This window comes from Photobacterium makurazakiensis (assembly GCF_050336715.1).
Lineage (GTDB): Bacteria > Pseudomonadota > Gammaproteobacteria > Enterobacterales > Vibrionaceae > Photobacterium > Photobacterium makurazakiensis.
In genome coordinates this window covers 401345-413997 of sequence record NZ_JAKJSJ010000009.1, presented here as the reverse complement: position 1 = coordinate 413997, position 12653 = coordinate 401345, and the positions used below count along the sequence as shown (strand labels likewise).

9 protein-coding genes are annotated in these 12653 nt (G+C 44.0%); 4 read left to right on the top strand and 5 right to left on the bottom strand.

Features of this window, described 5'->3' with window-relative positions; translation table 11 throughout:
• The first annotated feature begins 23 nt into the window (after window positions 1-23).
• The 3 genes from adk (at window position 24) to L4D09_RS02155 (ending at window position 3298) form a co-directional block, all read left to right on the top strand.
• On the top strand, window positions 24-668 hold the full coding sequence (gene adk, locus L4D09_RS02165; RefSeq protein WP_428455843.1) for an adenylate kinase: 645 nt from the start codon (window positions 24-26) through the stop codon (window positions 666-668).
• Between the two features lie 155 nt (window positions 669-823).
• Window positions 824-1816, top strand: coding sequence for a ferrochelatase (hemH, locus tag L4D09_RS02160; RefSeq protein ID WP_428455842.1), 993 nt, complete (start codon window positions 824-826; stop codon window positions 1814-1816).
• Between the two features lie 177 nt (window positions 1817-1993).
• Complete coding sequence (locus tag L4D09_RS02155) at window positions 1994-3298, top strand: inosine/guanosine kinase (RefSeq protein WP_428455841.1); 1305 nt, start codon at window positions 1994-1996, stop codon at window positions 3296-3298.
• 64 nt (window positions 3299-3362) lie between these two features.
• On the opposite strand, the gene asnB is transcribed toward L4D09_RS02155, so the two are convergent.
• The 5 genes from asnB to nagB all read right to left on the bottom strand — a co-directional run bounded on the left by asnB (window position 3363) and on the right by nagB (window position 10297).
• Entirely contained in the window at window positions 3363-5033 is a 1671-nt protein-coding gene (asnB, locus tag L4D09_RS02150; RefSeq protein WP_428455840.1) for an asparagine synthase B, read from the bottom strand.
• Window positions 5034-5333: 300 nt separating this feature from the next.
• On the bottom strand, window positions 5334-6920 hold the full coding sequence (locus tag L4D09_RS02145) for a cation:proton antiporter domain-containing protein (RefSeq protein WP_428455839.1): 1587 nt from the start codon (window positions 6918-6920) through the stop codon (window positions 5334-5336).
• 207 nt (window positions 6921-7127) lie between these two features.
• Window positions 7128-8342 carry a DNA-binding transcriptional regulator NagC gene (nagC, locus tag L4D09_RS02140; RefSeq protein WP_428455838.1) on the bottom strand — a complete coding sequence of 405 codons (1215 nt, stop codon included), beginning with the start codon at window positions 8340-8342 and terminating at the stop codon, window positions 7128-7130.
• Between the two features lie 2 nt (window positions 8343-8344).
• A complete protein-coding gene (gene nagA / locus L4D09_RS02135; protein ID WP_428455837.1) occupies window positions 8345-9481 on the bottom strand; it encodes an N-acetylglucosamine-6-phosphate deacetylase in 1137 nt (378 codons plus the stop codon).
• Window positions 9482-9496: 15 nt separating this feature from the next.
• Window positions 9497-10297, bottom strand: a complete 801-nt coding sequence (gene nagB, locus L4D09_RS02130) for a glucosamine-6-phosphate deaminase (RefSeq protein ID WP_428455836.1) — start codon at window positions 10295-10297, stop codon at window positions 9497-9499.
• Between the two features lie 255 nt (window positions 10298-10552).
• Between nagB and nagE the strand changes: the two genes are divergently transcribed.
• Window positions 10553-12022, top strand: coding sequence for an N-acetylglucosamine-specific PTS transporter subunit IIBC (nagE, locus tag L4D09_RS02125; protein ID WP_428455835.1), 1470 nt, complete (start codon window positions 10553-10555; stop codon window positions 12020-12022).
• The last annotated feature ends 631 nt before the right edge of the window (window positions 12023-12653 follow it).

The following is a 12653-nucleotide window of genomic DNA, read 5'->3' as shown; positions in this document are numbered from 1 at the left end:
TCCAAAATTTAAAGGGGATCAAGATGCGCATCATTCTTCTGGGCGCTCCAGGTGCTGGTAAAGGTACTCAGGCACAATTCATCATGGAAAAATTTGGTATTCCTCAAATTTCTACTGGTGACATGCTACGTGCAGCAATCAAGGCAGGTACAGAGCTAGGTAAACAAGCGAAATCCGTCATTGATGCTGGTCAACTAGTGTCTGACGACATCATCCTAGGCTTGGTTAAAGAGCGTATTGCTGAAGACGATTGTGCAAAAGGCTTCCTACTAGATGGTTTCCCTCGCACGATTCCTCAGGCTGATGGTCTGAAAGAAATCGGTGTTGAAGTTGATTACGTTATTGAATTTGACGTAGCTGACAGTGTTATTGTTGAGCGTATGGCGGGCCGTCGTGCTCACCTAGCATCAGGTCGTACTTACCATAACATCTACAACCCACCAAAGGTTGAAGGTAAAGATGACGTTACTGGTGAAGACCTTGTTATTCGTGAAGACGACAAAGAAGAGACTGTTCGTGCTCGTCTAGGTGTTTACCACAACCAAACTGCACCGCTAATTGCTTACTACAGCAAAGAAGCGGAAGCAGGTAACACTAAGTACCTGAAATTTGACGGTACTCAGCCTGTTGCTGCTGTAAGCGCAGAACTAGAAAAAGCACTTTCTTAATCTATTTTGCTTTTTTAAAACGGGCTGGCCTTGTGCCAGCCCGTTTTTTTATGTGTAAAATAATGGCAGTGATCGTAATGTGGATTATTGTGGTATAACTTGCTGAAACGAAAACTGTTACCGTCAACCTGAACGACTAAATCATGAAGGACAGCATGAGCGAATTAACGGCAGACAAGAACAACAAAAAATATGGCGTGTTGCTGGTTAACCTAGGCACCCCTGAAGAGCCAACGCCTCAAGGCGTGAAGCGGTTTTTATCTGAATTTTTGCATGACAAGCGTGTGGTTGATATGACCCGCTGGTTATGGTGTCCAATCCTTCATGGGGTGATTTTGCCGATCCGTGCACCGAAGGTGGCGAAGTTGTATCAATCGGTCTGGATGGACGATGGCTCACCGCTATTGGTTTACTCACAGCGGCAGCAGCAATCATTAGCACAATTGCTGAATGTCCCCGTTGAGCTTGGGATGACCTATGGCAGCCCGAGTATTAGTTCTGGCCTAGAATCGTTGAAGCAACAAGGTTGTCAGCGTGTCTTGGTCTTGCCGCTTTATCCGCAGTATTCGCGTACTACCACTGCTGCGGTGTTTGATAAAGTTGCTAAGGTACTCAAAAACCAAGCTGAAATTCCTGAACTTCGATTCGTGAACGATTATTACGAACATCCGGATTATATCTCTGCGCTGGCAGATTCGGCGACCTCATTCTGGCAGGAACACGGCCAGCCAGATTACCTATTATGTTCTTATCATGGCATTCCTAAGCGTTTTGCTGATAATGGTGATCCGTATCCTGAGCATTGTAATGGCACAACCGCTCAACTGGCGATGGCACTGGATATGCCGCGTGAAAAAATGAGCATGAGCTACCAGTCTATTTTTGGACGAGAAGAGTGGCTGACACCTTATACTGAAGGCACCATTGAAGCACTGGCCAAAAAAGGGGTCCAGCGTTTGGATGTGATGTGCCCAGCTTTTTCCGTTGATTGCTTAGAAACACTGGAAGAGATTGCTGAAGGGTGTAAAGAGACGTTTATCAAAGCGGGGGGAAAAGAATTTAACCTTATCCCATGTTTGAATGACAATCCTGCACATATCAAGTTAATGGCGAACCTTGTGCAACAGCATAGCCAAGGCTGGGCATAGGTTACGATTAAGTCATGGCGGAAAAGAAATAACCTAAGTGTTTAATTAAGTAGACACGTGTAGTCAGAACTTGCCTTTATGGCATAAAAGCTCTCATTTTCTATGAGAGCTTTTTCTTTTATGTTCTATATTCTGTGATAGAATTCGCAAAAATTTCTCAACAGACAGCTCATTGACATGAAATTTCCAGGCCAACGTAAATCTAAGCATTACTTTCCTGTACATGCGCGGGATCCCCTTCTTAGTCAAGCGAAACAAGAAAAACGACTAACACGCACACATGCTGTGGGTATTGATCAGACTCTGGTTGATATCGAAGCGTGTGTTGAAGATGAATTCCTGGAACGCTATGAGCTGAGCAAGGGCCACTCGTTGGTTATTACTGACGAACAGGCTGAAGCCTTGTATAAAGAGCTGAAAGATAAAAATTTGATCAGCCATGAGTTTGCTGGTGGCACAATTGGTAATACATTACACAACTATTCGGTACTGGCTGATGATAAATCAGTATTGCTAGGTGTAATGAGTAAAGATATCGAGATCGGCAGCTACGCTTATCGCTATCTGTGTAATACATCTAGCCGCATGGACATGAACTATTTACAGCCAGTTGATGGGCCTATAGGGCGTTGTTTTGCTTTGATTTCAAAAGACGGCGAACGTACTTTTGCAATCAACGAAGGCAAGATGAATCAGCTTCACCCTGATAGCATTCCTGAGTCAGTCTTTGAAAATGCTTCTGCATTGGTACTTACGGCGTATTTGGTTCGTTGTAAAGAGGGCGATCCAATGCCTGAAGCAACAATGCGTGCGATTGAGTATGCGAAAAAGCATGATGTGCCAGTTGTATTGACGCTTGGTACAAAATTTGTGATCCAAGATGATCCGCAGTGGTGGCGTGACTTCTTACGTGAACATGTCACTGTTGTGGCGATGAACGAAGATGAAGCAGAAGCGTTAACGGGTGAGTCTGATCCTTTAATGGCTTCTGAGAAGACGCTTGAGTGGGTTGATCTTATTCTTTGTACTGCAGGCCCTGTTGGTTTGTATACTGCGGGTTACACTGAAGATGAAGCGAAGCGAGAAACAAGCTTACCGCTACTACCCGGTGAAATTCCTGAGTTCAACCGTTATGAATTCAGCCGCCCGATGCTAAAAGACGATTGTACTAATCCGATCAAAGTGTACTCTCATATTGCCCCTTATATGGGTGGTCCTGAGCGCATTAAAAATACCAATGGTGCGGGTGATGGTGCGCTATCGGCATTACTGCATGACATGTCAGCTAACCGTTACCATAAAGAAAATGTACCTAAGTCGAGTAAGCATCAGTTTAGCTTCTTAACGTACTCTTCGTTCTCACAGGTGTGCCTATACTCAAACCGTGTAAGTTATGAAGTATTGGCTCAGCACTCGCCTCGTTTATCTCGCGGTTTACCAGAGCGTGAAGATAGCTTGGAAGAAGCATACTGGGAACGTTAATTGTTTTAAGTTTTGCTTATAAAAAAACCGCCATTTGGCGGTTTTTTGTTATCTATAAGAAAAACTATTTCTTGTATGCTTCATTGTGAATTGCTGCAACCGCTCGGCCTGATGGATCTGCACTGTTCTTGAAGCTTTCATCCCACTCGATTGCTTTTGCACTTGAGCAGGCAATTGATGGGCCACCAGGGACACATTTAGCCGCATCTTCTAGTGGGAATAGCTCTTCAAAAATCTCACGGTAAACGTACGCTTCTTTGGTTGTTGGCGTATTGTATGGGAAGCGGAATTTAGCCGTTTCTAGTTGTTGATCAGAGACTTTCTCTTCTGCAACGTCGCGAAGTGAGTCAATCCAGCTATAACCAACACCATCTGAGAACTGCTCTTTTTGACGCCAAGCAACAGATTCTGGTAGGTAATGCTCAAAACACTCACGAAGAATGTGTTTTTCCATTTTCCCGTTGCCGCACATTTTATCTTCTGGGTTAATGCGCATTGCGACTTCTAGGAAATCTTTATCTAGGAATGGTACTCGGGCTTCAATACCCCAAGCAGCCATAGATTTGTTCGCTCTCGCACAATCAAACATGTTAAGGGCAAGCAGCTTGCGTACGGTTTCTTCGTGGAATTCTTTTGCATTAGGTGCCTTATGGAAGTACAGGTAGCCACCAAAGACTTCATCTGCCCCTTCACCTGACAATACCATTTTGATGCCCATGGCGCGGATTTTACGCGACATTAGGTACATTGGCGTTGATGCTCGAATAGTTGTCACATCATAGGTTTCAATGTGATAGATCACATCGCGAATTGCATCTAAGCCTTCCTGAACCGTATAAGTAAGCTCATGGTGAACGGTGCCAATGCTGTCTGCAACAATCTTCGCGGCTTTTAGATCAGGCGCACCTTCAAGGCCAACAGCAAAAGAGTGAAGCGTTGGCCACCAAGCTTGAGACTGTTCATCATCTTCAATTCGCTTTGCGGCAAACTTTTTAGTAATGGCTGAGATTACCGAAGAATCTAAACCACCAGACAGTAATACGCCATAAGGAACGTCAGTCATTAGTTGACGCTTAACAGCACTTTCCAATGCATCAGTTAGTGCCACTTTATCTGTTTTTGCATCAGCAACGGCATCAAACTCCATCCAATCACGCTTGTAATAGCGAACTGGCTCACCTTTCTTACTCCATAGGTAGTGGCCAGGAGGGAATTCGCTAATGCTCTTACAAACGGGTACCAATGACTTCATTTCAGAAGCCACATAGTAGTTACCATGCTCATCATAGCCGTGATAAAGCGGGATAATACCGATGTGGTCACGACCGATCAGGTAAGCATCTTCTTGCTCATCATAAAGAATGAAGCCAAAAATACCGTTTAGGTAATCGAGTAGCTCTGGGCCTTTTTCTTTATAAAGTGCCAAGATGATTTCACAGTCAGACTCTGTTTGGAATGGGTAGTCTGCGGCAAGTTCTGCACGTAATTCTTTATGGTTGTAAATTTCACCATTGACGGCAAGGGCATGTGTTTTGTCTTGGTTATACAGTGGTTGCTCACCGCTGTTTAAATCGACAATAGCCAGACGCTCATGAACTAAAATGGCTTTGTCCGATGAGTAAATTCCTGACCAGTCTGGTCCACGATGGCGCATTTTTTTAGACATTTCTAATGCGGTTTGACGTAATGCTGATGCATCACCTTTAATGTCTAAGATACCGAATACTGAACACATACTTCTTACCCCAAATTAAAACATTGTTGCTATCCATAAATCTTGGGAGCCAGTTTTAGCTATGATGTTGAATGTTACGTAACTCAAGCTATGAAACTGTTATCCCTTCGTTAATGTTAAAATTGCGTATTCAACAATTAAAAGCAACAACTAATTTCAGATCAATACACAAAAAGGCCATGTGCTGAATATTATTTAATTTAACTCACTTTAAGTGAATATTTTCTAATGCGCGATGATATTTTGAGCTCGAAAAAAAATGGCAGCCGAAGCTGCCATTAGTAAGGAAAGGGGCGATATTTATTTCTGGTCTATTTGAGGCGATAAATGGTCACAAACATGACGAGCAAAACCGCTACCAGCTTCGTTGTAAATATTGAACGCGGCATCAATGCCAAGTGCTTGTAACTGCTCTTCGTCGTCACTGTATTTAGCGATGGCGGCGATTTGACCTTGATAGTTACGTTCTTTTATTTGCTCTAACGCAAAGGTGTTCGCATGGCTGTGCGGCATAGCGAGCAAAATAAGCTTTGTATTACGCTTGGATATTACCCTCGCCCAAAAATCGGAGTCAGTGGCATCGCCATGGATGACATTTCGGCCTTGCTCTTGGTGATATTCGACCGAATCCTCTCTGGCTTCAACCCCAATAACCTGTTCACCGTAGCGGCTAACAAGTTCATCATAGGCACCACTACCAATTCGGCCCATACCCAGGATCATGATTTGTTTGTCGCCAAGATCAATAAGCTGATCACTTGCGTTCAGTTGCTCCGGTTCAAATTCTTTCAGCCATTTAGAGGCATCTTTATAGAGTTTGTGCCCCATGCTGTTGAGTGGGGCAGCAATCAAGAAAGAGAGTGATACTGCAATGGCAATAGCAACCAAAAAGCTTCCTGGTAACATGTCCATGCTGTAAGCAAGTCCACCGACAATTAGGCCGAACTCACTGTAGTTAAATAGGGTGAGGGTGCCAAGTAGCGAAGTACGTACGCGATATTTAAACAGGTTGAATATGACGTAGTACAGAATGCCTTTGATAGGCAAGAGCACGAGTAGTAGCAGCGCCATCAGAAAACCATCTATGGTGGGTTCTTCTGACAGTCCTATATTGAGGAAGAAACAGACGAGTAGCAATTCTTTGAAATTGAATAACGACTTCGAGAGTTCTGATGATTTAGGGTGAGCGGCAAGCATCATACCCATTATCAATGCGCCAAGGTCGGCTTTTAGACCAACGGCTTCAAAAAGTCCTGCGCCTGCAACAAGGGCAAGAAATACCCCGTACAAGACCAGCATCTCACCATGGCCTGCTCGGTCTAAAATCTTAAACAATGAAGGGCGTAACAGCGGTAGGGCAAATAACGCAAGTGCGGTAATTTCAGGTACTTTCCCGGTTGAAACGGTTAGGAAGAGAACCGCAAAGATATCTTGCATAACCAAGATACCGATAGCCAACGTACCATAGGTCGCATTGAGCTCACCTTTTTCTTGTAATGCTTTGATGGCAAAAACAGTACTGGAAAATGAGAGCGCAAACCCCATGAGTGCAAGTTGCATGATATCCAACTCTGCCATCATACCGATCCCTAATTGCTTTAGAACTAATAAGCAAAGGGTGAAAAGGCCAGTGGTGAGTATGTTGTGCAGCGTTGCCCCGCCCCAAATTTCTTTGGAAAGCAGTGTTTTAACATCGAGCTTAAGGCCGATGGTAAAGAGTAATAACGTTACGCCGAGATCGGCAAGACTACTGAGTATATTTGTGGATTCATAACCCGCAGTATTCAGTGCAAAGCCGGCAACAAGAAAGCCAACAAGCGGGGGGAGTTTGCACCTCAACGCAATGTAGCCTGCGAGAAAGGCGGCAATAATAAAGATGAGTTCCATGGTTAGACTGACAATCCTTTTTACTTGTCCCTGTTTAAAGTGCTAGGGCGTTTTGAGCATGGCCTATGGCACTAAGGGGGCTGAATTTGGAAGTAATAGTAATAATTATTTGTGAAATATAACACAAAGGGCGTATTCCTGTCTGGAACACGCCCTTTGGTATTGTTACAAATTAGCCACGTAACACTGGCTAAGGTAATCGGTATTTTAGTCTTCCAGCAAACGTTGCAGCAGTACACCGTTGAGCATTGCACGCTTGATCATCGAGAAAGCACCAATCGTCGGTTGAGTGTAAAGTTCAGACGTTACGATCGGTAGATCTTTATTAAACGTCGACAGCGATTGTGTTTCGACACAGCGACGGATTGCCGGGAAAATGACATCTTTCGCTTGAGTAATATTACCTGCAACCACGATTTTTTGTGGGTTAAACAGGTTTATGGTCATTGCGAGCGCTTTACCTAACTGGTTTCCCACTTTAATCAACGCTTGGGTTGCCAGCTCATCACCTTTATTCGCAGCTTCACAAATTGCTGGCATTGTAACGTCTTCTAGCTCGCGTAGAGTACTTGGGTAGCCTTGATCGAGTAGGTTCTGGACATGCTTAACAATCGCAGGATCGGCTGCAACGGTTTCAAGGCAGCCAAAATTACCACATTGGCACTTGTCCCCAAGAGGATCTATTTGAATATGGCCAATTTCGCCCACATTACGGTTAAAGCCCAGGAAGACTTGGCCATTTACAATAATTCCAGCGCCAGTACCGTGATGGACACTGACTAAAATGGAGTCTTTACAATCTTTGCTTGAGCCAAAGTAATGCTCTGCCAAGGCTAAGCCACGGATATCATTACCGACAAAACAAGCAACACCATACTTTTCACTAATGATATCGGCGAGTGGAAGGTTTTCGACATCGATATGCGGCATATACTCAACAACACCGCTCTCTGGGTCAATTAATCCCGGAAGCGTGATACCAAATGCGACAAGTTCACGCATGGTATTTTGATTATCAGCCATGAATTGACGAATATGCTCAAATAAGCCGTCGGTCAACTCTTGCTGGTTACCATAATGGAATGGATGTGCCGAGCCCGCTACGTGTTTACCGCTTAAATCGTAGAGGGTTAATTCAATATAATTACGCCCTAGGCGTATTGCAATTGAATGAAAAGGGGCTGATTCTGTCGTCAGCGATATCGCACGCCGACCTCCAGTAGAAGCCTGCTGCGCGACCTCTTTGATCAGGCCGCGCTCAAGCAATTGGCGGGTGATTTTAGTAACACTTGCAGGCGCGAGTTGACTAACGTCAGCCACCTGAATGCGTGAAATAGGGCCTTGCAAGTCAATTAGTCTGTAAACAGCTGCACTATTCAGCTGTTTTACCAGATCTACATTACCAATTTGTCCGCCTGTCATAGTTAGTTCTGCTCGTATTCACCGTTAACTACAGTCGCCCGAACATTATAATCACGATCAAAAATAGCAAGGTTTGCAACCATACCTTTTTTGATGGCACCCAACTTCTTGTCAACGCTAATCGCGCGAGCAGGATACAGAGTGGCCATTCTAATCGCTTCGTCCAAGGCGATACCTGCATGTTCGACACTATTTTGAATTGCTTCAATCATTGTTAGTGCTGAACCACCGAGTGTGCCATTTTCATCAACACACTTCCCATCACGATAATATACTTTCTTACCGACAAAAATAAAGTGATCCATGTCTGCTCCTGCAGGTGCAGTTGCATCGGTAACTAAAACAAGCTTCTCGCCTTTCATGCGGTGGGCCATGCGAATATTGGCATAATCGACATGAAAACCGTCGGCAATAATGCCTGTATAGACGTCTGGCGTATCGTAAATCGCACCAACCATTCCCGGTTCGCGACCAGCAATAGGGGTCATGGCATTGAACAGGTGGGTGGCAAAGCTAATACCAGATGCAAAGCCTTTACGTGCTTCAACATAAGTTGCGTTGGTATGTCCTGCCGATACAACAACACCGGCATCGACCAGTTTTTCGATATGTTCGTGCGAGTTTAGCTCGGGTGCGAGCGTCACTTTAGTGACAACATCAGCATTAGCGCAGATTGTATCGATCATCGCGTCGTCAGAGCGGCGGATATGGTCAACAGAGTGAATACCTTTTTTCATGACATTAAGGTAAGGACCTTCAAGGTGCAGACCTAATGAATGATTCTGGTATTGGCTTTGGTACTCACGCTCGGCAGCAATGACTGCTTTCATGTCTTCGTCAGACGATGTAATCAGTGTCGGTAAGAAGCTTGTACAACCTGATTTCAGGTTGGCACGGTGCATGGTATGGATGGTATCTGCGTTAATTTCATCATTAAGCATGACACCACCACAGCCATTTAGCTGTAGATCGATAAAGCCTGCTGTTAGATTTGCACCATTAAGATCACGGGTTTCAATATCAGCGGGTAATTCTGCAATTGGGCAGACAGCGTGAATGTTCACGCCGTCAATAATGACGGCGTGGTTATTCAGCACATCGCTACCGGTATAAATGCGGCAATTGGTTAGCGCGTACATGAACAAATCCTTTTATTACAGGTTATTGATGTTATTAGCTTCTAGTTCTTTGAAGTACTTAACAGTCTTCACTTTCAGTTCTTGCGTTGAAGGCTCATCACAAACAATCAATGATTTAGGGTGAAGTTGAAGTGCTGAAACTGTCCATAGGTGGTTTACTGAACCTTCAACAGCAGCCTCTAGTGCAAGGGCTTTGTTATGGCCTGTAACCAGAACCATGATTTCAGCAGAATCTAATAGAGTACCCACACCAATTGTTAGTGCGTACTTTGGTACTTGGTTCATGTCACCATCGAAGAAACGTGAATTAGCGATACGAGTATCTTCTGTTAACGTTTTGATACGAGTGCGCGATGCTAGAGAAGATGCTGGCTCGTTAAATGCGATATGGCCATCGTTACCAACGCCACCCATGAACAGGTTAATACGGCCATAAGACTTAATTTTATCTTCGTAACGCTGGCATTCAGCGTCATGGTCATCAGTATTACCGTTAAGTAAGTTGATGTTTTCTTCTTGGATATCAACGTGCTTGAAGAAATTGTTGAACATGAAGCTGTGGTATGATTCTGGGTGATCCGATGGGATACCGATATATTCATCCATGTTAAACGTTACGACATGCTTGAAACTTACTTCTCCAGCCTCATAAAGCTCAATAAGGCGTTTGTAAGTTGCGAGGGGGGTGCCACCTGTTGGCAGGCCTAGCACGAAAGGACGTTCCGCTGTTGGCTCAAATTTGTTAATACGATCAGCAATATAGCGTGCTGACCACAAACCTACTTCTTTCGCTTTATTCAGTGGGATTAGTCTCACGGTGACACCTCATTCCAAGTTTAAATATCGATAAAATCTTAGCGTGTTCACGCCTTTGTTTTGGATAATAAAATAAGTTTTATGATCGAGCTAGCAAAATCGCCTTATTATTGGTTATACAGGTGACAAAGATCACAAATGATGACGTTTTAATTTGCGGGGCGAAATTAATTTCTTAAACTGCAGGTAACTTAATCGGATAACCAAAATAAGTTATCAGTTTTACATCTAAGACAACCATAGGGGGAACTAAGGGTGAACATTCTTGGATATTTTCAAAAAGTAGGTAAAGCATTGATGGTGCCAGTCGCCACTCTGCCTGCCGCAGCAATTTTAATGGGTATTGGTTACTGGATTGATCCAAATGGTTGGGGTGCAAACAGTGCACTTGCAGCTTTTTTGATTAAAGCTGGTGCCGCAATTATTGATAACATGTCTGTACTGTTTGCAATCGGTGTTGCTTACGGTATGTCGAAAGATAAAGATGGTGCAGCAGCACTTGCTGGTTTCGTTGGCTTCTTAGTTGTTACAACATTACTTTCTCCTGGATCAGTTGCACAAATCCAAGGTATAGACCCAAGCGCAGTACCGGCTGCATTTGGTAAAATCAGCAACCAGTTTGTTGGTATCCTTGTGGGTATTGTTTCAGCTGAAATCTATAACCGTTTCTCAACAGTTGAACTGCACAAAGCATTGGCGTTCTTCTCTGGTAAGCGCCTAGTACCTATCCTAACGTCTTTTGCTGGTATTCTGATTGCCTTCATCCTTATGTACATCTGGCCTGCTGTATACGGTGGTCTAGTAAACTTCGGTGAAAGCATTCAAGGTATGGGTGAAGTGGGTGCTGGTCTTTACGCATTCTTTAACCGTCTACTAATCCCTGTTGGTCTTCACCACGCTCTAAACTCAGTATTCTGGTTTGACGTAGCAGGTATTAACGATATCCCTAACTTCCTTGGTGGCGCGAAATCAATCGCTGAAGGTACAGCAACTGTCGGTGTTACAGGTATGTACCAAGCTGGTTTCTTCCCAATCATGATGTTTGGTCTACCTGGTGCTGCTCTTGCGATGTACCACACGGCTAAAGCGAAGAATAAAGAAAAAGTTGCTTCAATCATGATTGCAGCTGGTTTCGCATCATTCTTCACCGGTGTTACAGAGCCGCTAGAATTTGCATTCATGTTCCTAGCACCTGGCCTATACGTTGTTCACGCAGTGCTAGCGGGTATCTCTGTATACATCGCAGCATCAATGCAGTGGATTGCAGGCTTCGGCTTCTCAGCAGGTCTTGTAGATATGGTTCTATCTACACGTAACCCACTAGCTGTTAACTGGTACATGCTAATCGTTCAGGGCTTCGTATTCTTCGCGCTTTACTACTTCATCTTCCGTGCTGTAATCGTTAAGTTCAACCTGAAAACACCAGGCCGTGAAGACGATGATGTAGAAGAAGGTGCAGTTCAAGGTTCTAAAGAAACTGGCGAGCTAGCTCAGCAATATGTTAAAGCTCTTGGTGGCCACGAAAACCTAGAGAACATTGATGCATGTATCACTCGTTTACGTTTGACACTAAAAGACAGCAGCCTAGCTGACGAGAAGCAACTAAAAGCTCTTGGCGCTATGGGTGTGGTTAAACTAGGTTCAAACAACCTACAGGTTATTCTTGGCCCACTGGCTGAAATCGTTGCTGGCGAAATGAAAAAAATGCCTTCAATTACGAAGTAACCATCATAAGATGAAGTAATTACGCCTGTAGTAATTAACTCGAATAATCGGCCTCCATTTGGAGGCCGTTTTTTTTAGTCGCAATAGATCCAACCGTCCTCTGAAATACTTTTGCCTTGCCTTGCCTTGCCTTGCATTAACAATCCTTTGAATAGCGATTATATAGTTGCGTTTTCAGCCTCTTGTTACGTTACTCACCTAGCAACCTCATCATCTTACAATATCGCGCGCGACTCTTTATCGGTGCCGCTATTGTCGTACGCGGAACATCCATAACGTTGTCTGGTGACACTCTTCTGCGTGACTCCTGAGGTTGAAGCTAAACACCTTATAGGCTGTTCGTGTCGTGCATCACCTTAATGCCAATTACTTTTCCGGTGATGACCTCAAGCTTACGCTGTCATTTCAAAGGCAATGTTGCTGAAGGCAATTCCGGTTTGATATTTACCTGCGTGAGCAAAGCTTTATAGGAGCACTTTTGTTGTCATGGTTGAGATTAAACTACTGAAAAGTATGAGGTATATTGATGGGTGAGCCAGTTGTAATTAACGCTATTTCCTTTTTTTACTCGCAAATAAAGAGCCCAAAATCAATAAAATGACCCAATCTAACGCTTTTTCATCGGGTTTGA